25 protein-coding genes are annotated in these 23,359 nt (G+C 60.0%); 18 read left to right on the plus strand and 7 right to left on the minus strand.

The features are described from left to right. Positions 1-22 precede the first annotated feature (22 nt). Together folD and ybcJ are read left to right on the plus strand one after the other, a co-directional pair. Positions 23-889, plus strand: coding sequence for a bifunctional methylenetetrahydrofolate dehydrogenase/methenyltetrahydrofolate cyclohydrolase FolD (folD, locus tag M2416_RS05430; protein ID WP_041144398.1), 867 nt, complete (start codon positions 23-25; stop codon positions 887-889). A gap of 1 nt (position 890) precedes the next feature. Next, positions 891-1,103, plus strand: a complete 213-nt coding sequence (ybcJ, locus tag M2416_RS05435; protein WP_041144397.1) for a ribosome-associated protein YbcJ — start codon at positions 891-893, stop codon at positions 1,101-1,103. Between the two features lie 105 nt (positions 1,104-1,208). On the opposite strand, the gene cysS is transcribed toward ybcJ, so the two are convergent. Next, positions 1,209-2,594: a cysteine--tRNA ligase gene (cysS, locus tag M2416_RS05440; RefSeq protein ID WP_259222548.1), complete on the minus strand. Its 1,386-nt coding sequence runs from the start codon at positions 2,592-2,594 to the stop codon at positions 1,209-1,211. Between the two features lie 173 nt (positions 2,595-2,767). Between cysS and ppiB the strand changes: the two genes are divergently transcribed. The 5 genes from ppiB to mnmH all read left to right on the plus strand — a co-directional run bounded on the left by ppiB (position 2,768) and on the right by mnmH (position 6,869). Beyond that, on the plus strand, positions 2,768-3,262 hold the full coding sequence (gene ppiB / locus M2416_RS05445; protein ID WP_041144395.1) for a peptidylprolyl isomerase B: 495 nt from the start codon (positions 2,768-2,770) through the stop codon (positions 3,260-3,262). A gap of 3 nt (positions 3,263-3,265) precedes the next feature. After that, entirely contained in the window at positions 3,266-3,988 is a 723-nt protein-coding gene (lpxH, locus tag M2416_RS05450) for a UDP-2,3-diacylglucosamine diphosphatase (RefSeq protein WP_259222550.1), read from the plus strand. A 119-nt stretch (positions 3,989-4,107) separates the two neighbouring features. After that, positions 4,108-4,617, plus strand: a complete 510-nt coding sequence (gene purE / locus M2416_RS05455) for a 5-(carboxyamino)imidazole ribonucleotide mutase (RefSeq protein ID WP_045854285.1) — start codon at positions 4,108-4,110, stop codon at positions 4,615-4,617. Further along, complete coding sequence (gene purK, locus M2416_RS05460) at positions 4,614-5,681, plus strand: 5-(carboxyamino)imidazole ribonucleotide synthase (protein ID WP_041144392.1); 1,068 nt, start codon at positions 4,614-4,616, stop codon at positions 5,679-5,681. The genes purE and purK overlap by 4 nt, the downstream gene beginning before the upstream one ends. A gap of 111 nt (positions 5,682-5,792) precedes the next feature. Beyond that, a complete protein-coding gene (gene mnmH, locus M2416_RS05465; protein ID WP_148250935.1) occupies positions 5,793-6,869 on the plus strand; it encodes a tRNA 2-selenouridine(34) synthase MnmH in 1,077 nt (358 codons plus the stop codon). A 60-nt stretch (positions 6,870-6,929) separates the two neighbouring features. Here the strand turns inward: mnmH and M2416_RS05470 are convergent, their stop codons facing one another. Next, positions 6,930-8,075: a porin gene (locus M2416_RS05470; protein WP_041144390.1), complete on the minus strand. Its 1,146-nt coding sequence runs from the start codon at positions 8,073-8,075 to the stop codon at positions 6,930-6,932. A 313-nt stretch (positions 8,076-8,388) separates the two neighbouring features. Between M2416_RS05470 and M2416_RS05475 the strand changes: the two genes are divergently transcribed. Beyond that, positions 8,389-8,697 (plus strand): monooxygenase, encoded by a 309-nt coding sequence (locus M2416_RS05475; RefSeq protein ID WP_041144389.1) that lies wholly within the window; start codon positions 8,389-8,391, stop codon positions 8,695-8,697. 86 nt (positions 8,698-8,783) lie between these two features. Here M2416_RS05475 and ybbP read toward each other — a convergent pair whose 3' ends face one another. Continuing rightward, positions 8,784-11,198, minus strand: a complete 2,415-nt coding sequence (gene ybbP, locus M2416_RS05480; protein ID WP_259222556.1) for a putative ABC transporter permease subunit YbbP — start codon at positions 11,196-11,198, stop codon at positions 8,784-8,786. Beyond that, on the minus strand, positions 11,195-11,881 hold the full coding sequence (ybbA, locus tag M2416_RS05485) for a putative ABC transporter ATP-binding protein YbbA (protein ID WP_076944721.1): 687 nt from the start codon (positions 11,879-11,881) through the stop codon (positions 11,195-11,197). The genes ybbP and ybbA overlap by 4 nt, the downstream gene beginning before the upstream one ends. Here ybbA and tesA point away from each other — a divergent pair. Genes tesA through M2416_RS05500 form a run of 3 tightly spaced genes read left to right on the plus strand, consistent with a single transcriptional unit; the run spans position 11,849 to position 14,187 of the window. Beyond that, the gene (gene tesA / locus M2416_RS05490; RefSeq protein WP_095094542.1) at positions 11,849-12,475 is read left to right on the plus strand and encodes a multifunctional acyl-CoA thioesterase I/protease I/lysophospholipase L1; all 627 of its coding nucleotides are present in this window, start codon (positions 11,849-11,851) and stop codon (positions 12,473-12,475) included. The two genes, ybbA and tesA, sit on opposite strands and share 33 nt — an antisense overlap. Continuing rightward, the gene (locus tag M2416_RS05495; protein ID WP_175636930.1) at positions 12,465-13,274 is read left to right on the plus strand and encodes an SDR family oxidoreductase; all 810 of its coding nucleotides are present in this window, start codon (positions 12,465-12,467) and stop codon (positions 13,272-13,274) included. Before tesA ends, M2416_RS05495 begins: the two co-directional genes overlap by 11 nt. A gap of 58 nt (positions 13,275-13,332) precedes the next feature. Next, entirely contained in the window at positions 13,333-14,187 is an 855-nt protein-coding gene (locus M2416_RS05500; protein WP_041144384.1) for a thioredoxin family protein, read from the plus strand. A 53-nt stretch (positions 14,188-14,240) separates the two neighbouring features. On the opposite strand, the gene fetB is transcribed toward M2416_RS05500, so the two are convergent. Together fetB and fetA are read right to left on the minus strand one after the other, a co-directional pair. After that, positions 14,241-15,023, minus strand: a complete 783-nt coding sequence (gene fetB / locus M2416_RS05505) for an iron efflux ABC transporter permease subunit FetB (RefSeq protein WP_041144383.1) — start codon at positions 15,021-15,023, stop codon at positions 14,241-14,243. Continuing rightward, positions 15,010-15,687 (minus strand): iron efflux ABC transporter ATP-binding subunit FetA, encoded by a 678-nt coding sequence (fetA, locus tag M2416_RS05510; RefSeq protein WP_115193425.1) that lies wholly within the window; start codon positions 15,685-15,687, stop codon positions 15,010-15,012. The genes fetB and fetA overlap by 14 nt, the downstream gene beginning before the upstream one ends. Before the next feature lie 137 nt (positions 15,688-15,824). Here fetA and M2416_RS05515 point away from each other — a divergent pair, with 137 nt between their 5' ends. Both M2416_RS05515 and M2416_RS05520 read left to right on the plus strand, forming a co-directional pair. Continuing rightward, a complete protein-coding gene (locus M2416_RS05515) occupies positions 15,825-16,742 on the plus strand; it encodes an SPFH domain-containing protein (RefSeq protein WP_041144381.1) in 918 nt (305 codons plus the stop codon). Beyond that, entirely contained in the window at positions 16,739-17,203 is a 465-nt protein-coding gene (locus tag M2416_RS05520) for an NfeD family protein (RefSeq protein ID WP_076944717.1), read from the plus strand. Before M2416_RS05515 ends, M2416_RS05520 begins: the two co-directional genes overlap by 4 nt. Here M2416_RS05520 and cueR read toward each other — a convergent pair. After that, a complete protein-coding gene (gene cueR / locus M2416_RS05525) occupies positions 17,200-17,610 on the minus strand; it encodes a Cu(I)-responsive transcriptional regulator (RefSeq protein ID WP_041144379.1) in 411 nt (136 codons plus the stop codon). The two genes, M2416_RS05520 and cueR, sit on opposite strands and share 4 nt — an antisense overlap. 287 nt (positions 17,611-17,897) lie before the next feature. Between cueR and M2416_RS05530 the strand changes: the two genes are divergently transcribed. The 5 genes from M2416_RS05530 to chuY are packed head-to-tail and all read left to right on the plus strand — an operon-like array spanning position 17,898 to position 23,345. Further along, positions 17,898-20,030, plus strand: a complete 2,133-nt coding sequence (locus M2416_RS05530; protein WP_259222564.1) for a TonB-dependent receptor plug domain-containing protein — start codon at positions 17,898-17,900, stop codon at positions 20,028-20,030. Continuing rightward, positions 20,030-20,857: a heme/hemin ABC transporter substrate-binding protein gene (locus tag M2416_RS05535; protein WP_259222565.1), complete on the plus strand. Its 828-nt coding sequence runs from the start codon at positions 20,030-20,032 to the stop codon at positions 20,855-20,857. Before M2416_RS05530 ends, M2416_RS05535 begins: the two co-directional genes overlap by 1 nt. A gap of 20 nt (positions 20,858-20,877) precedes the next feature. After that, the gene (gene hutW / locus M2416_RS05540; RefSeq protein ID WP_259222567.1) at positions 20,878-22,224 is read left to right on the plus strand and encodes a heme anaerobic degradation radical SAM methyltransferase ChuW/HutW; all 1,347 of its coding nucleotides are present in this window, start codon (positions 20,878-20,880) and stop codon (positions 22,222-22,224) included. Between the two features lie 3 nt (positions 22,225-22,227). Then, the gene (hutX, locus tag M2416_RS05545; RefSeq protein WP_045854271.1) at positions 22,228-22,722 is read left to right on the plus strand and encodes a heme utilization cystosolic carrier protein HutX; all 495 of its coding nucleotides are present in this window, start codon (positions 22,228-22,230) and stop codon (positions 22,720-22,722) included. After that, positions 22,722-23,345 (plus strand): anaerobilin reductase, encoded by a 624-nt coding sequence (gene chuY, locus M2416_RS05550; RefSeq protein ID WP_259222569.1) that lies wholly within the window; start codon positions 22,722-22,724, stop codon positions 23,343-23,345. Before hutX ends, chuY begins: the two co-directional genes overlap by 1 nt. Positions 23,346-23,359: the final 14 nt, after the last annotated feature.

Consider the following 23,359-nt stretch of genomic DNA (forward strand, 5'->3'; position numbering starts at 1 on the left):
TACAGATGGAATCCTCTCTCTGATGGCAGCAAAAATTATTGACGGTAAAACGATTGCGCAGCAGGTGCGCTCTGAAGTCGCGGAAAAAGTAAAGGCGCGCACTGCGGCCGGAAAACGCGCCCCAGGGTTAGCCGTCGTGCTGGTTGGCAGCAACCCGGCATCGCAGATTTATGTCGGTAGCAAGCGCAAGGCGTGTGAAGAGGTGGGGTTCATCTCCCGCTCATACGATCTCCCGGAAACCACCAGCGAAGCGGAGCTGCTGGAGCTTATCGACACGCTGAATGCCGATTCGGCTATCGACGGTATCCTGGTACAGCTGCCGCTGCCTGCCGGGATCGATAATGTGAAAGTGCTGGAACGCATCGCGCCGGACAAAGACGTCGATGGCTTCCATCCCTACAACGTCGGCCGCCTGTGCCAGCGCGCTCCGCGTCTGCGCCCGTGTACGCCACGCGGTATCGTGACGCTGCTTGAGCGTTACAACATCGACACCTACGGCCTGAATGCCGTGGTGATCGGCGCCTCTAACATCGTCGGCCGTCCGATGAGTATGGAGCTGCTGCTGGCAGGCTGTACCACCACCGTGACCCACCGCTTCACCAAAAATCTGCGCCAGCACGTCGAAAATGCCGATCTGCTGATCGTCGCGGTCGGTAAGCCGGGCTTTATTCCGGGCGAATGGATTAAAGAAGGCGCGATTGTGGTCGATGTCGGCATTAACCGCCTGGAAAGCGGCAAAGTGGTTGGCGACGTGGTCTATGAAGATGCCGCCGCGCGCGCGTCATACATCACGCCGGTTCCCGGCGGCGTCGGCCCGATGACTGTAGCCACCCTCATTCAGAACACGCTGCAGGCGTGCGAAGAGTATCACGACATTCAGGAGGCCTAAGATGGCGACTTTTTCTCTGGGTAAACACCCGCACGTTGAGCTGTGCGATCTGCTGAAGCTCGAAGGCTGGAGCGAAAGCGGCGCGCAGGCAAAAATCGTGATTGCCGACGGTCTGGTGAAAGTTGACGGCGCGGTTGAAACCCGCAAGCGCTGCAAGATCGTTGCCGGCCAGACGGTCAGCTTTGCAGGTCAGAGCATCACCGTGACCGCCTGACCGCCGTCGCTGAATAAAAAAATGCCGGGCCCTTAAGGTCCGGCATTTTTATTTCGCTAAAGGCTCCGCAGCCCCGAGCGTCTCGCCCGGGGTTCAGGCCTGAGGCTACTTGCGACGCCAGGTGGTGCCCTGCGCGCCATCTTCCAGCACGATGCCCATCTCGTTGAGACGGTCACGCGCGGCGTCCGCAGCGGCCCAGTCCCTGGCTTTACGCGCGTCGAGACGCTGCTGGATCAGGGATTCAATTTCAGCCACTTCGCCGTCGTCAGCCTGCGCCCCGCTCTGCAGGAACGCGTCCGGCTCCTGCTCCAGCAGGCCCAGCACGCCGGAGAGCTTGCGCATATGCGCCGCCAGCGCGCTTGCCGCCTGGGCATCTTCGGTTTTCAGCCGGTTCACTTCGCGCGCCATATCGAACAGCACCGAATAGGCTTCCGGGGTGTTGAAGTCGTCGTCCATCGCTTCCACAAAGCGCGCTTCAAACGCCTCGCCGCCGGCCGGTGCTGCGCCGCCGTCGGTACCGCGCAGCGCGGTGTACAGACGCTCCAGCGCGGAACGCGCCTGCTTCAGGTTCTCTTCGCTGTAGTTCAGCTGGCTACGATAGTGGCCGGACATCAGGAAGTAGCGGATGGTTTCGGCATCGTAGTACTTCAGCACGTCGCGCACGGTAAAGAAGTTGCCCAGCGATTTCGACATCTTTTCGCGGTCAATCATCACCATGCCGGAGTGCATCCAGTAGTTCACGTATTCGCCGTCGTGCGCGCAGGTGGACTGCGCGATTTCGTTTTCGTGATGCGGGAACATCAGATCCGAACCGCCGCCGTGAATATCAAAATGGTTGCCCAGCTGCTTGCAGTTCATCGCCGAACATTCGATGTGCCAGCCCGGACGCCCGGCGCCCCACGGCGACGGCCAGCTCGGCTCGCCCTCTTTCGACATTTTCCACAGCACGAAGTCCATCGGGTTGCGCTTGACGTCAACCACGTCAACGCGAGCGCCGGCCTGCAGCTGCTCCAGATCCTGACGCGACAGCTGACCGTAGTTCGGATCGGTCGGAACCGAGAACATCACGTCGCCGTTGTCCGCCACGTAGGCGTGCTCGCGGGCGATCAGCTGCTCGGTGATTTCAATAATTTCCGGAATGTGGTGCGTCGCGCGCGGCTCGAGGTCCGGGCGCAGAATATTCAGCGCATCAAAATCGCTGTGCATTTCGCCAATCATGCGATCGACCAGCGCCACGAAGTTTTCGCCGTTCTCATTAGCACGCTTAATGATTTTGTCGTCAATATCGGTGATGTTACGCACATACTTCAGCTTATAGCCGAGAAAACGCAGGTAGCGGGCGACCACGTCAAAAGAGACAAAAGTACGGCCGTGGCCGATGTGACAGAGATCGTAAACGGTGATACCACACACGTACATGCCAACTTCCCCGGCATGAATAGGTTTAAACTCTTCTTTTTGGCGCGTCAGTGTATTAAAAATTTTTAACATCGAAGATTCCGTGTAAACGTGTGTAGTGATAAGCCGCATATTCTAACCTGAATTCAACCCCGAAGCAGCACACAATGCAAGGTGATCCAACCCCGCGGTTATGCTATAACAGCCCCCTATGTCACGCCCAACCTTGGGTTCAAGCACCACAATCATCGGAACAGGATGCAAAAATGGTTACTTTCCACACTAATCATGGCGATATCGTAATCAAAACCTTTGACGACAAAGCGCCGGAAACAGTTAAAAACTTCCTGGACTACTGCCGCGAAGGTTTCTACAACAACACCATTTTCCACCGTGTTATCAACGGTTTTATGATCCAGGGCGGCGGTTTTGAGCCGGGCATGGAGCAGAAAACAACCAAGTCTCCGATCCAGAACGAAGCCAACAACGGCCTGAAAAACACCCGCGGTACGCTGGCGATGGCCCGTACTCAGGCGCCTCACTCCGCCACCGCGCAGTTCTTCATCAACGTTGCTGATAACGACTTCCTGAACTTCTCTGGTGAAAACCTGCAGGGTTGGGGCTACTGCGTATTTGCTGAAGTCGTTGAAGGCATGGACGTAGTCGACAAAATCAAAGCGGTTTCTACCGGCCGCAGCGGCATGCACCAGGATGTGCCGAAAGAAGATGTTGTGATCAAAAGCGTCACCGTCAGCGAATAATTCGTGGCGACGCTTTTTATTGCAGACCTGCATCTGCAAACCGAAGAACCGGCGACCGTCGCCGGTTTTCTCCGCTTTTTACGCGGCCAGGCCCGCGAGGCGGACGCGCTCTATATCCTTGGCGATCTGTTCGAAGCCTGGATCGGCGATGACGATCCTAACCCTCTGCACCAGCAAATCGCCGTCGCGCTCAGCGCATTGACCGACTCCGGCGTCCCCTGCTTTTTCGTCCACGGCAACCGCGATTTTCTTATCGGCCAGCGCTTTGCCCGCGCCTGCGGCATGACGCTGCTGACGGAAGAAAACGTGCTAGATCTCTACGGCCGCCGCGTTTTAATTATGCATGGCGACACCCTCTGCACCGACGATGCCGGCTACCTGGCGTTTCGCGCCAAGGTGCATACGCCGTGGATCCAGCGCCTTTTCCTCGCTCTGCCGCTGTTTATACGCCGCCGCATCGCCGCAAAAATGCGCGCCAACAGCACCGCGGCCAATAGCAGTAAGTCGATGGAGATCATGGACGTTAACCCGCAGGCGGTTACAGCAATCCTCGAAAAACATCGCGTTCAGTGGCTGATCCACGGTCATACCCATCGCCCGGCCATCCACCAAATAGAAGCAAACGGCATGCCGGCCTTTCGCGTGGTCCTCGGCGCGTGGCACAGCGAAGGCTCGATGGTGAAGGTCACCAAAGACGACGTTGAACTGATCCCCTTCCCGTTTTAATTATCGCGCTATTTTCCGCCGCTATCGGCCTACGCAACCGTTTTCCTCGCCCGTTTATCGTGTTATTCTCTGTGGCCTCTAAAGCAGTGTGAAGCACACCCACAGGAGTTTTAAGACGCATGTCTTCCCGCAATAATTCGGCGCGTATCGCCATCGTGATGGGGTCCAAAAGCGACTGGGCTACCATGCAGTTTACCGCAGAAATCCTTGATGCCCTGAACGTTCCGTACCATGTTGAAGTGGTCTCCGCGCACCGTACTCCCGATAAGCTGTTCAGCTTCGCCGAAGGCGCAGAAAGCAACGGCTATCAGGTGATTATTGCCGGTGCGGGCGGCGCGGCGCATTTGCCGGGCATGATTGCGGCGAAAACGCTGGTCCCGGTGCTCGGCGTGCCGGTGCAGAGCGCGGCGCTGAGCGGCGTTGACAGCCTCTACTCTATCGTCCAGATGCCGCGCGGGATCCCGGTCGGCACGCTGGCCATCGGTAAAGCCGGCGCCGCCAACGCCGCCCTGCTGGCGGCGCAGATTCTGGCGGTGCACGACGCCGAACTGCACCAGCGTCTGAGCGCATGGCGCCAGGCGCAAACCGATGAAGTGCTGGAGAATCCAGACCCACGGGGTGCGGCATGAAGCAGGTTTGTATCCTCGGCAACGGCCAGCTTGGCCGCATGCTGCGCCAGGCCGGAGAGCCGCTGGGTATCGCGGTGTGGCCGGTTGGCCTTGAGGCCGACCCTGAAGCGGTGCCGTTTCAGCAAAGCGTCATCACCGCTGAAATCGAACGCTGGCCGGAAACGGCCCTCACCCGCGAACTGGCGCGCCACCCGGCGTTTGTTAACCGCGACGTGTTTCCCATCATTGCCGATCGCCTGACGCAAAAGCAGCTCTTCGACAGGCTGGGCCTCGCCACCGCGCCGTGGCAGCTGCTGGCGGATAAAAACCAGTGGCCGGAGATTTTCGCGACCCTCGGCGAGCTGGCTATCGTTAAGCGTCGCGTAGGCGGCTACGACGGGCGCGGCCAGTGGCGCCTGCGTGAAGACGACTGCGCGCAGCTGCCCGACGATAACTACGGCGAATGTATCGTCGAACGGGGAATTAACTTCTCCGGCGAAGTGTCGCTGGTTGGCGCCCGCGCCGAGGATGGCAGCACGGTGTTCTATCCGCTGACCCGCAACCTGCATCAGGACGGAATTCTGCGCACCAGCGTCGCCTTCCCGCAGGCCAACGCCCGCCAGCAGGACCAGGCCGAAGGCATGCTCTCCGCCATTATGGACGAGCTGCAGTACGTTGGCGTCATGGCGATGGAGTGCTTCGTCACCGCCGACGGTCTGCTGATCAACGAGCTGGCCCCGCGCGTGCACAACAGCGGCCACTGGACGCAGAACGGCGCCTCTATCAGCCAGTTTGAGCTGCATCTGCGGGCCATTACCGACCTGCCGCTGCCGCCGCCGGTGGTCAACAGCCCGTCGGTGATGATCAACCTGATCGGCACCGATCTCAACTACGACTGGCTGAAGCTGCCGCTGGTGCACCTGCACTGGTACGACAAAGAGGTTCGTCCGGGCCGCAAAGTGGGCCACCTGAACCTGACCGACAGCGATACCGATCGCCTGAGCGCCACGCTCGAAGCGTTGAAGCCGCTGCTGCCGCCGGAGTACGCCAGCGGTATTTTCTGGGCGCAGTCGCAGCTCAGCTAAGCCTTTCGTGCCGGGGAAAACGCGTTACCCCTTCCCCGGCACGCCTTCAGGCGCGTAGAATCCCTCCTTCGCTTTACAGAAAATCTCGGTTTCACTTCAGAAGGAAGACCCATGAATAATGGGACGGATTACCGCGCCATTCTCGCCGCGGATACCCCGCTTATTGACGTGCGCGCCCCGGTTGAGTTCAGCCAAAGCGCGCTCCCCGCAGCAGTCAACCTGCCGCTGATGGACGATGAACAACGCGCCGCCGTCGGCACCTGTTACAAACGTCAGGGGGCAGAGGCCGCCCTGGCGCTAGGCCATCGTCTGGTGAATGGCGACCTTCGCGCCCGGCGCCTGCGGGCGTGGCGTGAAGCCTGCCTGCGCGCGCCTCAGGGCTATCTTTGCTGCGCCCGCGGCGGCCAGCGCTCGCACATTGTTCAGCAGTGGCTGCGCGAATCGGGCATCGATTACCCGCTGATTGTCGGCGGCTATAAGGCGCTGCGCCAGGCGGCCATCCAGCTGACGCAGGAGCTGGTTCAGCGCCCAATAGTGCTGATCGGCGGCTGCACCGGCAACGGAAAAACCCAGCTGGTCGCCGCGCGGCCTGACGGAATCGACCTCGAAGGGCTCGCCCACCATCGCGGCTCCTCCTTCGGACGCACGCTGCGCGAGCAGCACGCACAGGCGACGTTTGAAAACCATCTCGCGGTGGCCATGCTGAAAAAAGCGGCCAGCCAGCGCCGCTGGGTGCTGGAAGATGAAGGGCATATGATAGGCGCCAACCATCTGCCGGAATGCCTGCGCGATCGCATGGCGCAGTCGCCGCTGGCGGTGGTGGAGGATCCGTTTGACGTCCGCCTGGCGAGGCTGCAGGAGGAGTATTTTGACCGGATGCACCGCGACTTTATGGCCGCGTACGGTGAAGAGCAGGGCTGGCAGGAGTACAGCGCCTATCTGCACCACGGCCTGTTTGCTATCCGCCGTCGCCTGGGGCTCCAGCGTTTTGCTCAGCTCACCGCCCTGCTCGATGACGCGCTGGCGGAACAGCTGCGTACGGCGAGCACCGACGCGCATTTTGCGTGGCTCGTTCCGCTATTGAAAGAGTACTACGACCCAATGTATCGCTATCAGCTGGGTAAAAAAGCGGAGAAGATTATTTTTCGCGGAACCTGGCAGGACGTTGCCTCCTGGCTGGCGCGGTAGCCCGCGTAAACGCAGCGCAAGCCGGGATTTTCGGCATCGCGCTGCGCGGGAGGTCGCGGTTTAGAAATCGTAGCGCAGACGCACCAGGTTCATATCGCCCAGGTTATCGGTGCTCGACGTAAAGACGTGTTCGTAGTCAACGCGGAAGCCATAATCGAGCTGGAAGCTGATCCCGAGGCCGTTATCAATACGCTGATAGTTACGCCCGTTCACGTATTGCAGGCGGTCGCCCATAAAGTACGGCTGAACGGATTTGAGCGCGTACTGGCCAACCGGGATTTTATACCCCGCGAAGTACTCAATACCCCAGGCATCGCCGGCGAAGTAGTTATTCACGTCGGCTTTTTTGGTGGTCAGGAAGTTCTGATACCAGCCGCCGCCGAAGGAGAAGGTCCAGTTATCCGGCGTCCAGCTTAGGGCGGTACCGAGGATATTCTGGTTGTAGGTTTTGTTCTCAGCGCTCGACGGATCGCGCATTTCGGCACGCGTATAGTTCCACGCCGTACCCCAGGTCAGGTCCTTCATGATGTGGTAGTCCACGCCAACGGAGCCCCCGCCTTTACGCTTATAGCGCAGACCATTCCCCGGTAAATACTCATTATCTTCAAACAGATAAGAAGCATACAGATCGACGTCACCGGCCGATTTTTTATACTTGAGCATATTGCGCGAGCGGTAAGAACCGTCGTAATCGCCGTTGATACCGTTACCCGGCGCCTGGGCAACCATGTCGTAATCCCAGATATCGGTTTTGGCGCCCACTACATCGTAATAAATACTGTTTTGCTGACCGTAGGTTAACGTCCCCCAGGTATCGCTCTTCAGCCCGGTATAGAGCATACGACGGGAGGTATTATTAGCGCCTTCCGCATAGTGATTATCCCAGTCGAACAGCGCCGGAATATTGACCCCCAGTTCGTAATAACTGATCCAGCTAATATCGTCGAACAGATAATAATCAGCGGCGAAGCGGAAACGGGTGCCGCCGTCGAAGCCGTTACGCTTATAGGAGCCTTTGTCGCCATCGCCGGACATCATGTTGAACTGCGGACGAATGCTCCCGCCGACGGTGAAGTTCAGACGGCTTAACGGATCGCCGGCCTGCGGATCTTGTTTCAGCAGCGTTATCTCGGCCTGGGAAGCAAAAGAAGTGACTGCCAGCGCTGCGCCGATCGTTATCGCCAGCGCTTTTATTTTATGTGCCATGCTTTTTCCTTGAGTAATAAGCAACCTTATATTTGCAAGGTGAATATTAACCGTGATTACCAACTCCGTGTTGTCGCTTTTTTACGCTTTCGTGCTTTTAAAAATCAGTAACTTACCATTTTGTGCCGTTAACGAAAAGCCGCCGCGAATGTCATCCAACCGTCATTAACCTGCGCTATCTCCCTGCGCCCGCAGAGGCTCGCTTTGCCGTCGCCGAGCGATTGTGGGTATAGTTGTCGATGCACGGCGCTCCCGGGGAGTACCGCTCTACCGACGGCGCACGCAAACCCTACGTCGAGTCCATGGAGGAGTTATGTCGAATAAACTGCTGCAGCTTCACTTTGCCTTTAACGGCCCGTTTGGCAGCGAGATGTCCCGTCAGCTGGTGGAGCTTGCCGAGTCCATCAACCAGGAGCCGGGTTTTATCTGGAAGATTTGGACCGAAAGCGAAAAAAACTACGAGGCGGGAGGCATCTATCTTTTTGCGGATGAGGAGACGGCGCTCGCCTATCTCACGAAGCATACCGCGCGCCTGAAGTCGCTGGGCGTCGAAAGCGTGGAGTACAAACTTTTTGATATTAATGAACCGCTGACCGCGCTGAACCACGGCCACGCCCGCTAGCCGGGCGCCAGGCTTAAACGCAACGCAGTAAAAAGCCCGGGGCGCTGATACTCCACCCCGGGCCTACAGACGATCCGCCCGCTGAACTACTGGCTAAACTGGCGGAACAGCGCCTTACCTTTTAACAAACGCAGCCCCAGCCAGCCGCCGCACAGGGAGAGCAGCAGCGCCCCGCAGAGCGGCAGCATCACCCACAGCCGCCAGTCCGGCGACCACGGGAAATCAAAGACTTTGGTTTGCAGCATCGCCAGCGCCACCTCAGCCCCTATCGCCGCCACAATCCCGGAAACCACCCCCAGCAGGGCAAACTCCGCCCACAGCGTGGTACGCAGCAGCGATTTTCCGGCCCCCAGCGTGCGCCAGACCACCAGCTCCTGATAGCGCTGGCGCATCCCGACCTGAACCTGCGCCAGAAGCAGTAAAATACCGCAGGCGGTCACCAGCACCACCATCACTTCCAGCGCGCGGCTGACCTGCGTCAGAACCTGACCCACCTGACGCAGAATGGCGCCGATATCCAGCAGGCTGACGGTCGGGAATTCGCGGTTCAGCTGCGTCAACATGCCGCTGCCGTTATCCCAGCGGAAGCTGGTCAGCCAGCTCTGCGGCTGTCCGTCGAGCGCGTTCGGCGGGAAGATAAAGAAGAAGTTAGGCCGCAGACTCTCCCAGTCAACTTTACGCACGCTGGTGACCTTAGCGCTGAAGTCCTGGGTATCGCCGGTGAAGGTGACGCTATCGCCGAGCTTAACCCCCAGCCGCTGCGCCAGCCCCTCTTCGATCGACACCTCACCGGCTTTTGGCGGCCAGCTGCCGGCCACCAGCGGATTATGATCCGGCCGGTCGTTGCTCCAGGTCAGGTTGAGCTCGCGATTCAGCGCTTCGTCCTTATTGCCCTCCGTCGCCTGACCGTTAATCTGCGTCAGGCGCGCGCGGACGATGGGATAAAACTCCGTCGCCGCCGTCTGGTGCCCGGCAAGAAAAGCTTTGACCGGCGCGACCTGATCCGGGGCAATATTAATCAGGAAGTAGTTGGGGCTTTCCGGCGGCAGCTGCTGCTGCCAGCGATCCAGCAGATCGCCGCGCAGCACCAGCAGCAGAGCGAGCAGCATAAACGACAGCGAGAATGCCGCCAGTTGGCTGAGCGTCGACCACGGCTGACGCAGCAGCCGGTTGACCGCGAGGCGCAGCGGCAGCGCCTTCAGCGTCACGCGCTTCAGCAGCCACAGTAGCCCCCATCCCAGCAGGCCGCACAGCAGCGCCAGCACCACCGCGCCGGCGAGAACCGCCCACAGCAGCGGGCTGCCGCCCATCAGCCAGGCCAGCAGAATAACCACCACCGCGCAGACCAGCGGAATATAGACCTTCAGCGGCCAGACGTTAGCCACTACGTCCTGACGCAGCACCCGCAGCGGCAGCGTCGCCAGCAGCAGCCGATAGGGACGCAGGCCCACCAACAGCGAAATCACCACCATCGCGCCAATCGCCCACAGCCACGGCCAGAGGCTGGCGGCCGGCAGCGCGCCCGGGAGAACCGGTTTCAGCATCACCAGCAGGATCTTCTCCAGCCCCATCCCCATCGCGCCGCCGGCAATGACCGCCAGCGCCAGCAGCAGTAGCCACTGCCCGACGATCAGCTTGCGCAGCTGCGCCCGCCCGGCGCCGAGGGTTTTAAGGATCGCCACCAGATCGTAACGGCTGCGGCAGTAGTGGCTCATGGCCACCGCTACCGCAGCCACCGCCAGCAGGAGGGTGAGCAGCGCCGAGAGCAGCAGGAACTGCTGCGAGCGTTCGAGGGATTTACCCAGCGCGCTGTCATCCTGCTCAAGGCCAATCCAGCGGTGTTCCGTCCCCAGCTTTGGCAGCAGCCACTGCTCATACTCCGCCAGCTGCGGCGCGGTTCCGGCAAACTTATAGCGCCAGGAGACGCGGCTGCCGGGCTGCACCGCCCCGGTCTTTGCCACATCGGCGGTATTCATCATCAGCCGCGGCGCCATCTGGAAAGGATTGAACCCGGCGTCCGGCTCCTGAATCACCTCCCCGGCAATGCGCAGCGTGGCGTCACCGACGTCGATGGTATCGCCGGTTTTTAAATTCAGCAGCGCCATTAGCCGCGGAGCCAGCAGCACGCTGCCCGCCTGCGGTTTTAAGCCCGGCGGCTGGGTTTCCAGCCGTCCGTAAAGAGGATAGGTATCATCAACCGCCTTGACGTCGGCCAGCTGCGGCGTATCGCCGGCGAAGGTCATGGTGGCAAAGCTGAGCTGTTCGCCAACCGTTAATCCCAGCCGGCGCGCCTGCGCGAGCCAGTCGGCGGGCACCTCGCGCGAGCTGCGCAGCGTCCGGTCTCCGGCCATAAACTCACGGCTCTGCTGGCTGAGCCCCTTTTCCATGCGATCGCTTATCGACCCCAGCGCCAGCACGCAGGCCACCGCCAGGCTCAGCGCCAGCCAGACGATCAGCAGCGACGGCGATCGCCATTCGCGCCAGAACCAGCGGGCAATCATGCTTCCTCCCGCAGCTGACCATCAACCAGCCGCAGCCGCCGGTCGCAGCGCGCCGCCAGCAGCGGATCGTGCGTCACCAGGATAAGCGTCGTCCCGTGTTCGCGATTGAGCGAAAACAGCAGGTCGGCAATTTTATCCCCGGTTTGCCGATCGAGGTTGCCGGTCGGCTCATCGGCAAACAGCAGCTCCGGGCGCCCGTTGAAGGCGCGGGCCAGCGCCACACGCTGCTGCTCGCCGCCGGAAAGCTGCGCCGGCAGATGGTTCAGGCGCTTGCCCAGCCCCAGCTGCTCCAGCAGCGCTCTGGCGCTGCCCCGGCTCTGGCTATCGCTCTCGCCGCGCAGCAGCGCCGGAAGCTCGACGTTTTCCAGCGCGTTCAGGGTCGGGATCAGCATAAAGGACTGAAAGACAAAGCCGATGTGCTTCGCGCGCAGCTGCGCCCTCGCCTCTTCGTCCATGCGGTGCAGCGGCTGTCCGAGTAGAGAGACCTCCCCGCTGCTGCCGTCGTCCAGCCCGGCAAGGATCGCCAGCAGTGTGGATTTGCCGGAACCCGACTCGCCAATCAGGGCAATGGTCTGCGCCGGTTTGACAACCAGCTCAACTCCGGTGAGGATGGAAAGCTGATGCTCTCCCTGACCGACGGACTTCTTAAGATGATGAACTTCAAGTATGTTTTCCGCTGGCATTTGCCTTTCCTGTTTCTGGTCCTGTTTACCTGCCGCGCGATGGCGGCGGACACGCTGTTAGTTCTCGGCGATAGCCTGAGCGCCGGCTATCGTATGGCGGCCAACGCCGCGTGGCCTGCACTACTTAACGATAAGTGGCAGGCAAAAACGCCGGTGGTTAACGCCAGCATCAGCGGCGACACGTCGCAGCAGGGGCTGGCGCGTCTGCCGGCGCTGCTTAAGCAGCATCAGCCGCGCTGGGTTCTGGTCGAGCTCGGCGGCAATGACGGACTGCGCGGCTTCCCGCCGCAGCAAACGGAGCAGACGCTGCGCACCGTTTTGCAGGATATCAAAGCGGCAAACGCCCAGCCGCTGCTGATGCAAATTCGCCTGCCCGCCAACTACGGGCGTCGTTATAATGAAGCCTTTAGCGCAATGTATCCCGCACTGGCCAAAGAGTTTGATATTCCTCTGTTACCCTTTTTTATGGAAGAGGTCTACCTGAAGCCGCAGTGGATGCAGGATGATGGAATCCACCCCAACCGCGACGCCCAGCCGTTTATTGCCGACTGGATGGCGACACGGCTGGCTCCCTTAGTTAATCATGACTCCTGATCCACAGGGGTTGTTTGCAGGTAAAGTTATGCAAAAAACGGTTTTAGTTACAGGATGTTCCAGCGGTATTGGCCTTGAAAGCGCGCTCGATCTGAAACGTCAGGGCTTTAACGTTCTGGCGGCCTGCCGCAAGGCCGAGGACGTGGCGCGGATGCAGGAACTCGGACTGACCGGTATTTTGCTGGATCTCGACGATCCGCTGAGCGTGGAGCGCGCGGCGGCAGAGGTTATCGCTCTGACCGATAACCGCCTGTACGGCCTGTTTAATAACGCCGGCTACGGCGTGTATGGCTCCCTTATCACCATCAGCCGCCGACAGATGGAGCAGCAGTTTAGCGCCAACTTTTTTGGCGCCCATCAGCTCACCATGCTGCTGCTTCCGGCGATGGAGCCGCACGGCGAGGGCCGCATCGTGATGACCTCCTCGGTGATGGGGATCATCTCCAGTCCCGGGCGCGGCGCCTATGCCGCCAGCAAGTACGCGCTGGAGGCCTGGTCCGACGCCCTGCGCATGGAGCTGCGCTATAGCGGCATTAAGGTCAGCCTGATTGAGCCGGGGCCGATTCGCACCCGCTTTACGACCAACGTCAACCAAACCCAGAGCGATAAGCCGGTGGAAAACCCCGGTATCGCCGCGCGCTTTACCCTCGGGCCGGAGGCGGTGGTGGAAAAAGTGCGCCATGCTTTCGTTAGCGATAAACCGAAGCTGCGCTATCCGGTGACCCTGGTCACGCACGCGGTGGCCCTGCTCAAACGCCTGTTGCCCACGCGGATGATGGACAAAATTATCCAGGGCTGAGTTGAAGCTCCGGCCGTCGCCCCCATGTATACAAAAAATTGATTAAAGAGATGCGCTTATGTCAGTACAGAATATTATCAACATTACCGAAGCTAACCTGCACCAGACGCTGGAACAATCCGTTACCGCGCCGGTGCTGTTTTATTTCTGGTCCGCGCGCAGCCAGCACTGCGAGCAGCTGACGCCGGTTCTGGAAAGCCTGGCGGCGCAGTACAACGGTCAGTTTATCCTGGCGAAAGTGGACTGCGATGCCGAGCAGATGCTGGCTTCACAGTTCGGCCTGCGCTCGATCCCAACGGTTTATCTGTTCCAGAACGGTCAGCCGGTGGACGGCTTTGAAGGCCCGCAGCCTGAGTCCGCCGTGCGCGCGCTGCTTGATAAGGTGCTGCCGCGCGAAGAAGAGCTAAAGGCCCAGCAGGCGCTGGCGCTGATGCAGGAAGAGAAGTACGCCGAAGCCCTGCCGCTGCTGAAAGAGGCGTGGCAGCTCTCCGCTCAGGATAGCCAGATTGGCCTGCTGCTGGCGGAAACCCTGATCGCCCTGCAGCGCTCCGACGAGGCCGAAGCGGTGCTGAAAACCGTTCCGCTGCAGGATCAGGATACCCGTTTCCAGGGGCTGGTGGCGCAGATTGAACTGCTCAAGCAGGCGGCCGATACCCCGGAAATCCAGCTGCTCCAGCAGCAGGTTGAGCAAAACCCGCAGGACGCGGCGCTGGCGGCCCAGCTGGCCCTGCAGCTGCATCAGGTTGGCCGCAACGAAGAGGCGCTGGCGCTGCTGTTCAGCCATCTGCAGAAAGATTTAGACGCCGGCGACGGCCAGGTGCGCAAGATGCTGCAGGAAATTCTGGCCGCCCTCGGCACCGGCGATGCGCTGGCCGCGAAATATCGCCGTCAGCTCTACTCTCTGCTGTACTGATCGTTTCGCCACAAAACCCTCCCCGGCGGCGCTGCGCCGACCGGGGAATGCGGCTAAGCGCTCTTTTTCAACTGCGTCACCACCAGCTGGTGGCGCGGGTTAAAGAATTTCCGGTAGGTCAGATAGCCGGCGATGATGGTTGATAAGCTGGCGGTCGATAGCAGCATAAACGTGACCATTATCTGATACTTAATCGCTTTCACCGGATCTATCCCGGCAAAAATCAGCCCCGACATCATCCCCGGCAGGCTCACCAGCCCCACCGTTTTCGCCGAATCAATGGTCGGAATAAGCGCGGCGCGAATGCTCTCGCGAATTAATCCGGCAGAGGCCATTTTCGGCGTCGCGCCGAGGCTCAGCTTCTCCTGAATCTGCTGCTGTTCGCTGCTGAAGCGCTGGCCCATATTGTTGTAGCACAGCCCCACCGCCACCATCGCGTTGCCGGCGACCATGCCGGCAATCGGGATCACCTGCATCGGCACGAAAGAGATCGAGCCGGAGAAGACCAGCACCGCCAGGGTCAGCCCCGCGCCGGTAGTAATGGCGATAAACGATGAGATGAAGGCCTTATCGATATATTTGCTGCGCTTTTGCGCGTTCCACGCCGCGTTAAAACAGATAAACAGCACCATAAGCAGCGTCAGCAGGACGTGATTGACGTTGAAGATATATTTCAGCACGTAGCCGACGATAATCAGCTGCACCACCGCCCGGCAAATGCTCCAGACGATATCTTTCTCCAGCGCCAGCTTTTCGCGATAGCTCACCACGATGGCCACCAGCACCAGCACCATCGACAGGGCCAGCGATTCGTTCGTGATATTATGCCCGTTCATTGATAACCTCCTGTCCCTCTGCGCTCGCCGGCTGCAGCGTAATCACTTCATCAGCGTGGTCTATTTCATTCCGGTCATGCGTCACCCACAGCACCGCAATATTCTTTTCCGTCGTATAGCGATGAATAATATCGTTGACGTTGCGCTTATTGCTCTCATCCAGGGCGCTGGTAATTTCATCGAGCAGCAGCACCTGCGGCAAAAACTGCAAATTGCGGATCAGCGAAACGCGCTGCTTTTCTCCGCCGGAGAGTTCGTTGATCGATTTGCCCAGCGTATTTTCCGCCAGCCCGAAGCGGCGTAAATCGGCAATCAGCGCCTGCGGGTCCGGCTGCTGGTTGCGAATTTGCCACGGGAAGATGAGGTTGTCATAAACCGAGTCGCCGAACAGCGCCGGGGTTTGCGCACAGTATGAGACCTGCTGGCGGTAGGTTTCCGGCGATAGCGTATTGATATCCTTACCGGAATAAAAAATCTGCCCGCTGGTCGGGCTGAGCAGCGAGGCGATAATTTTTAGCAGCGTACTTTTACCGCAGCCGGAGGGTCCGGTAATTAGCTTAAATTCCCCGGCGCCCAGCTCGAGATTAATATTATGCAAAATGACCGACTTATCGATCTGAAAGCCAACGCCGTCAAGGCGCAAGATAGCGTTATTTTCCTTCATTATCGTTCCATATATTTCCCAAAACCCGACTAGTTTACTCCACTTTTCTTTCGCCAGGATGAGGAGAAAGATATACTCGATTTAAACATGCGTCATTTTGCTGACGCCTGGCAGGCAATTAAACAGGAGGTTTTTTGATGCTAATTTTTATCCCCGTTCTCATTTTCGTCGCCCTGGTTATCGTGATTGCCGGAGTGAAAATTGTCCCGCAGGGTTACCAGTGGACCGTCGAGCGCTTTGGCCGCTATACCATGACCCTCCAGCCGGGCCTGAGCCTGGTGGTGCCGTTTATGGACCGCATCGGGCGGAAAATTAATATGATGGAGCAGGTGCTGGACATCCCCTCGCAGGAGGTTATTTCACGCGATAACGCCAACGTCACCATCGATGCGGTGTGCTTTATTCAGGTTATTGATGCGCCGAAAGCGGCCTATGAGGTCAGCAACCTCGAGCTGGCGATCATCAACCTGACGATGACCAACATTCGTACCGTGCTCGGCTCAATGGAGCTCGACGAAATGCTCTCCCAGCGCGACAGCATCAACACCCGCCTGCTGCATATCGTCGATGAGGCCACCAACCCGTGGGGGATCAAAATCACCCGCGTGGAAATTCGCGACGTGCGCCCGCCGGCGGAGCTTATCTCCTCGATGAACGCTCAGATGAAGGCCGAGCGTACCAAGCGCGCCTATATTCTGGAGGCCGAAGGGATACGTCAGGCGGAAATCCTCAAAGCCGAAGGCGAAAAGCAGTCGCAAATCCTCAAAGCCGAAGGCGAGCGCCAGTCGGCGTTCCTGCAGGCAGAAGCGCGTGAACGTTCGGCGGAAGCGGAGGCTCGCGCCACCCAAATGGTCTCTTCTGCTATTGCCTCCGGAGATATTCAGGCGATTAACTACTTCGTCGCGCAGAAATATACCGACGCGCTGCAGCAGATCGGCGCAGCAAATAACAGCAAAGTTGTGCTGATGCCGCTCGACGCGACCAGCCTGATGGGCTCCATCGCCGGGATTAGCGAACTGCTTAAAGAAGGCGCCGGCGAACGGAAAAAACTATGATTGCGATGATACTGGTCCATCCGCATCTCTTCTGGCTCAGCCTCGGCGGGCTGCTGCTGGCGGCGGAGATGCTCGGCGGTAACGGCTATCTGCTGTGGAGCGGGGTTGCCGGGGTGATCACCGGCGTCCTGACCTGGATGCTGCCGCTGGGCTGGGAGTGGCAGGGCACGCTGTTTGCCGCGCTGACCCTGCTGGCGGCCTGGCTCTGGTCGCGCTGGCTGCGCGGCCAGGTGAAGCGGCAGAAACCGGCCGACGCCCGGCTTAACCAGCGCGGGAATCAGCTGATCGGCCGCATCTTCTCGCTGGAGACGGCGCTGGTTAACGGCCGCGGCCACGTGCGCGTTGGCGATAGCTCATGGCCGGTGATCGCCGACGAGGACCTCCCGGCGGGCAGTAAGGTCGAGGTGCTGGCCGTTGAGGGCATCACGCTGCGGATCAGGCTCGCCCCTCCCCACCGCTAGCTCTGCGCCTTGCGATGGCAGCAGCCGGAGAGATTGTCGATAATCGGGCAGTCCGCGCCGTCATCGCCGGGACAGGACTCCGCCAGCGCCAGCAGGTGGCTGCGCATGCTCTGCAGCTCGCTGATATGGCGCTCAATATCAGCGACTTTATCCAGCGTTCTGCGCTTGACGTCGGCGCTATGCCGCGACGGATCGTTAAACAGGCCCACCAGCTCGCGGCACTCCTCCAGATTAAAACCAACCTGCCGCGCCTGGCGCAGCAGGGTCAGCTCGTCCAGATGCCGCTGGCTGTAGCTGCGGTAGCCGTTTTCACTGCGCAGCGGCGGCGTCACCAGCCCCTTCTCTTCGTAGAAGCGGATCGCTTTACTGGTTAAGCCGGTTTTTTTTGCCACATCGCTGATATTCATCGCCTCTGCACCTCATTGCTTCTCGCACAGCCCCTATTGTAGGACCATTCGCACAATAACCAACCCTGTGCGCGGGGAAAAAAATATAAGCCATATCTTTTATCAGGTTAAGCGCGTCGGCGGCTTTTCATAACGTGATGAGTCTCGCAAAAAACTATTTACGCACCGGTAGAAATTGACCCATATCAAAGGTGCATTCCATTTACCCCTTAGCGTCTGGACGTGTCCTCCACAAACCAATATAAATGCGAATGATAGTAGTTATCATTATAATAAAGGTTACTCTAATGGTGAAAAGGACAAACCGGGGGAGCATGTTACTCTCCAGCCTGTCGCTGTTTGTTGCCGCCAACGTTTCTGCGGCAACCCCGACCAGCACAGCCAAAACGGCCGGCGACGAGACGCTGATCGTCACGGCCAATCGTACAGAATCAAGCCTCTGGGACAGCCCGGCGACCGTTCAGGTTATCGACCGGGAAACGCTCAACAACTCAACCAGCGTCTCTATCGCCGACGATCTGCAGGATATTCCCGGCGTTGAGGTGACCGACAACTCCCTGGCCGGGCGTAAGCAAATCCGCATCCGCGGCGAGGCCTCGTCGCGGGTGCTGATCTTGATTGACGGCCAGGTGGTCAGCTACCAGCGCGCCGGGCAAAACTACGGCGTCGGGCTGCTGATTGATGAGTCGGCGCTGGAGCGGATCGAAGTGGTAAAAGGCCCCTACTCGGTGCTTTACGGCTCGCAGGCCATCGGGGGCGTGGTCAACTTTATCACCAAAAAAGGCGGGGATAAGCCCCTCGCCGGGACGGTGAAGGCCGTTTATAACTCGGCGACCGCGGGCTGGGAAGAGTCCGCAGCGGCCTGGGGCAGCATCGGCCAGTTCGACTATCGCATCAACGGCAGCTACTCCGATCAGGGCAACCGCGATACGCCGGACGGCAGATTGCAGAACACCAACTTTCGCAACAACAGCCAGGGCGTCTGGCTTGGCTACAATCTCGACCGGCATAAATTCGGCCTGTCGCTCGACCGCTACAAAACCTCCACGCAAACCTGGTTTGACGATCCCGAGGGCCAATACGAAGACTTCAGCGTCCGTATTCCCAGGCTGGAACGCGAAAAAATCGGCGCGTTCTATGACTTCGACGCCGGCGGCGATTACCTGAAAAAAATCCACTTCGACGCCTACAGCCAGACCATCGAGCGTGAATTTGAAAACCGGATTAAGACCACCCAGCAGATCCCCAGCCCGATTATCCAGGCGCTGACGGTCAGCAACCAGACCAATACCAACGATAAGCAATATACCCAGGGCGTAACGCTGCAGGGCAACTTCTCCCTGCCGGCGAACAACGAGCTGGTTATCGGCACCCAGTATCAGCATGACAAGGTGAAGCAGGATACCCGCAGCAGCACGCGGCAGACGGCGGCCACCGGCGCCTTCGATATCCAGACCCTCACGCTGTCGCATATTGAGGCGGAGCAAAGCAACGCCTCGGTGTTTGCCCAAAACGACTGGCGCTTCGCCGATGACTGGACCTGGACCGTTGGCGCGCGCCAGTACTGGCTCTCCTCCGAACTTAACCGCAGCGACAGCCAGAGCGGCGCGGTCAGCCAGTCTACGGGCGGCGAGTCGGCCCATGACGATAAGCTGGTGACCTCAACCAGCCTGCGCTATTCCGGCTTTAAAGATATTGAGCTGCGCGCGGCGTACGCCCAGGGCTACGTCTTCCCGACGCTGACCCAGCTGTTTATGCAGACCTCGGCCGGCGGCGGCGTCACCTATGGCAATACCGGCCTGAAGGCGGAACACTCCAACAACTACGAGCTGGGCGCCCGTTACAAAGGCAATATGTGGCTGGTTGACGGGGCGATTTACTACTCCGAAGCCAAAGACTATATCGCCAGCCTCCCTTGTTCGGGTCAGGCGATATGCAGCGGCAACAGCACCTCTTCCCGCGGCGAATATTTCTATTACGACAATATCGAACGCGCCAAAACCTGGGGGATGGAGCTAACGGCGGAGTACAACGGCTGGGCCGTTTCGCCCTATCTGAGCGGCAACCTTATCCGCCGGCAGTATGAAGGCGAGACCGTTAAAACCTGGGATACCGGCGAACCCGCCCTGACGGGAAGAGCCGGGCTGAAGCATACGCTGCTGCTGAACAGCGCCAACGTCACCTCCGATCTCTTCGTGCGCGCCGCCTCCAGCGCCGACGATAAAACCGGCAGCAGGGAGATTCGCTATCCGGGCTGGGCAACGATTAACCTCGCGTTCAATACCGAGTTTGGCCCTCAGGAGCAGTATCAGGTCAACCTGGCGCTCAACAACCTGACCAACAAGCGCTATCAAACCGCCCATGAAACCATTCCGGCGGCCGGATTTAACGCAGCGGTCGGTTTTGCGTGGAACTTCTGATGATAAAAAAACTGTTGTTCGCCCTGCTGGCGCTCTGTGCCGCCGGCGCAGCCTGCGCCAGCGAACGTATCGTCGTGGCCGGCGGCTCGCTGAGCGAGCTGGTCTACGCGCTTGGCGCCGGAAATCAGGTTGTCGGCGTCGATGAAACCACCTCCTGGCCGCCGGAAACGGCCGGGCTGCCGCATATCGGCTACTGGAAGCAGCTCAGCAGCGAAGGCATTTTATCCCTCAGGCCGGACGTTTTTATCACCTGGCGGGATGCCGGGCCGCAGATCGTTCTGGACCAGCTGCGAACGCAGAAAGTAAGCGTCGTGACCCTGCCGCGCGTGCCGGCCACGGTTGAACAGATGTACGCCAACGTTCGCCAACTGGCGAAGACGCTGCAGGTTCCCGAGCGAGGAGATGCGCTGGTAGGCCAGATTGAGCAGCGCCTGGCGCGCGTTCAGCGCAGCGCGGAGGCGCAAAAGGCGCCGCTCAGGGCGATGTTTATTCTCTCCGCGGGCGGCAGCGCGCCGCAGGTGGCCGGTAAGGGCAGCGTTGCCGACGCCATTCTGACCCTCGCGGGCGCGCGGAACGTGGCTTCGCACGAGCAGTATAAAAGCTACAGCGCGGAATCGCTGATTGCGGCAAACCCGGAGGTCATTGTCGTGACCTCGCAAATGGTCGACGGCGATATTAACCGACTGCGCGCCGTCGCCGGGATAGCCCACACCGCCGCATGGAAAAATCAGCGCATTGTCACTATCGATCAGGCGCTGATCCTCGGAATGGGCCCGCGGGTGGCCGACGCGGTTGAGTCCCTGCACCAGCAGTTTTGGCCCCAATAACTGGATGTGATGTTGACGCTATGAAGACTAACAACGCCCTCGATCTCTCCGCGCACTTCGCGCTGGAGGGAAGCCAGCCCTTTAAAGATCGTCGGGCCACCATGCCGTGGCGCGGCGCGATCCCGGTGGCAAAAGAGCAGCTGGCGCAGACCTGGCAGGAGGTCATCAGCCGCAGCGCGCCGCAGCGTAAAAGGCTGCTGTACCTGCACATTCCCTTTTGCGCCACCCACTGCACTTTTTGCGGCTTTTATCAGAACCGCTATGAGGATGACCACTGCGCCCGCTATACCGACGCCCTGCTGCGCGAAATAGAAATGGAGGCCGATAGCGTCCTGCACCAGTCGGCGCCGATCCACGCGGTTTACTTCGGCGGCGGCACGCCCTCCGCGCTGGCGGCGCAGGACCTGGCGAGAATTATCACCGCGCTGCGGGAAAAGCTGCCCCTCGCGCCGGACTGCGAAATCACCATCGAAGGAAGGGTGCTTAACTTCGATGACAACCGCATCGACGCCTGCCTTGACGCCGGCGCCAATCGCTTCTCCATCGGCATTCAGTCCTTCAACAGCAGGGTGCGCAAGAAAATGGCCCGCACCTCCGACGGCCCCACCGCCGCCGCCTTTATGCAGAGGCTGGTGCGGCGGGATCGCGCGGCCGTGGTGTGCGATCTGCTGTTCGGCCTCCCCGGTCAGGACGCAAAGCTGTGGGGGGAAGATCTCAGCATCGCCCGCGATATCGGGCTCGACGGCGTCGATCTCTACGCCCTTAATCTGCTGCCCAACACGCCGCTGGGTAAAGCCGTGGAAAACGGACGCACCGCCGTCCCCACTCCGGCAGAGCGGCGCGATCTCTATCTTCAGGGCTGCGATTTCATGGAGGATGCGGGCTGGCGCTGTATCAGCAACAGCCACTGGGCCCGCACAACCCGCGAACGCAACCTCTACAACCTGCTGATTAAACAAGGAGCCGACTGCCTGGCGCTGGGTTCCGGCGCGGGCGGCTCGGTCAACGGCTATTCGTGGATGGTGGAGCGTAACCTGACGGCCTGGCACGAAGCGATCGCCGCCGGGAAAAAGCCGCTGATGATGATGATGCGCGCCGCCGAGCGCGGCTTTCAGTGGCGGCATACGCTCCAGGCGGGGGTGGAAACCGCCCGCGTGCCGCTGGACGAGCTGACGCCGCGCGCCGGGGAGCTGGCCCCGCTGCTGGCCCAGTGGCATCAGGCAGGGCTCACCCGCGACGCCTCAACCTGCCTGCGATTGACCAATGAAGGCCGCTTCTGGGCGAGCAATATTTTGCAGTCTCTTGATGAGCTGATTCAACACCTTAACGCGCCGCGCATTGCGGTAGAGCAACCCGAACAGGAGTGATTTATGAGCCATGTTTCTTTAGCGGAATTTTTGCTAACCGAGCCGGACGGCACCCTGGAAGCGATCGCCGATCGCTACCAAACCTCCCTTCTGGAGGTGGTGCAAAACCTCCCCTCTCCGACCCTCGTGTCGGGTGAGAGCTTTGACGCCGTCTGGGAAACCGTCAGCGAATGGGGCAAAGTCACCACGCTGGTCCATACCGCCGACGTCATCCTCGAGTTTACCGGCGAACTGCCTTCCGGATTCCACCGCCACGGCTATTTCAATCTGCGCGGCAAAAAGGGCATGACGGGCCATATCAAAGCGGAAAACTGCCGCCATATCGCGCTGATTGAACGTAAATTTATGGGCATGGATACCGCGTCGATTCTCTTCTTTAACCAGGCAGGTAGCGCGATGTTCAAGATTTTCCTCGGCCGCGATGAGCATCGCCAGCTGCTCGCCGATCAGGTTAGCGCCTTCCGGGCCCTCGCCGCTTCCCTCAAGGAAACCGCCTGATGACGCCGTGGTTAATTTTTGGCGCCGGCGGCAGCGGCACGGGCGCAAAGGTGCTTGAACTGGCGCTGGCGGAGCGGCGTCCGCTGCTGGCGGTGGTGCGCAATCCGCAATCCGCTACCGGGCTGGAGGCGAAAGGCGTGCGGGTTTTCGCCGGCGACGCCTGCGATGCCGACGTTGTGGCTGACGCCTGTCATGCCGCCGGTGCGGATGCGCTGATCGTCTCCTCCATGGGCGGCGCCGAGGACTACCTGGCGCACAGGACCGTTATTGATGCGGCAGAGGCGGCGGGCATCGGGCGGATGATTCTGGTGACGTCGCTGGGCTGCGGCGATAGCTGGCCCTTTTTATCCCCGCGTGCCAAAGCCGCGTTCGGCCAGGCGGTGCGCGAAAAGACGCTGGCGGAAAGCTGGCTGCAAACCAGCGGCCTGGATTATGCCATCCTGCGCCCCGGCGGCCTGCTCAACGGCGAGGCGAGCGGTAAAGCGCAGCGCTTGCAGAATCAGGAGTGCCACGGTTTCGTGAGGCGCGCGGACGTTGCCGCGCATATTCACGAGCTGGCCGCCGCGCCGACGCTCAACAATCAGAGCTACAGCCTGATTGAGCCGGGCCTGAAGCCGGCGTAATCCCCTCGCGGCGC

The sequence above is a fragment of the Klebsiella sp. BIGb0132 genome, from assembly GCF_024810075.1.
Classification (GTDB): domain Bacteria; phylum Pseudomonadota; class Gammaproteobacteria; order Enterobacterales; family Enterobacteriaceae; genus Klebsiella; species Klebsiella terrigena.